The sequence below is a fragment of the Pseudoalteromonas holothuriae genome, assembly GCF_945859825.1.
GTDB lineage: Bacteria > Pseudomonadota > Gammaproteobacteria > Enterobacterales > Alteromonadaceae > Pseudoalteromonas > Pseudoalteromonas holothuriae.
On sequence record NZ_CAMAPC010000092.1, the window covers coordinates 1 to 420 of the forward strand.

Consider the following 420-nt stretch of genomic DNA (forward strand, 5'->3'; position numbering starts at 1 on the left):
TTATTCTCAGCATCTTCCAGTATTTCAGAAATCACTTTTTGTGCTGGGTAGCGACCTTTAGGCATGATAATTCCAAACTCAGCAAGCAATCCCCGTAATCGATTAATACGTGCAGTTCTGTCCTTTATAGCGCCTTGCCTAATGCGATGTAAGCATAAAACGGCTTGTTGCTCTTCGCTTTTTATACTGACAAAGCGTGTTTTAGGTCTAGTAGCGGCCTCACAAATAGCCTCTGCATCATTAGCGTCATTCTTTTCATTTTGACGATAGGGGATAACAAACTTAGATGCCATAATACGAACATCGTGACCGAGCTTGGTAAACTCTCTCGCCCAGTAATGCGCGCCAGAGCAGGCTTCCATGCCAATAATACACGGTGGTAATTTAGCTATTTCAGCTAATAGGTTGTTTCGTTTAACA

1 protein-coding gene is annotated in these 420 nt (G+C 42.4%); it reads right to left on the reverse strand.

Translation table 11 applies throughout. The features are described 5' to 3' along the window. Nucleotides 1-420 (reverse strand): IS110 family RNA-guided transposase (locus OCI93_RS21030; RefSeq protein ID WP_261627271.1); only part of this gene is annotated, 420 nt, incomplete at both ends.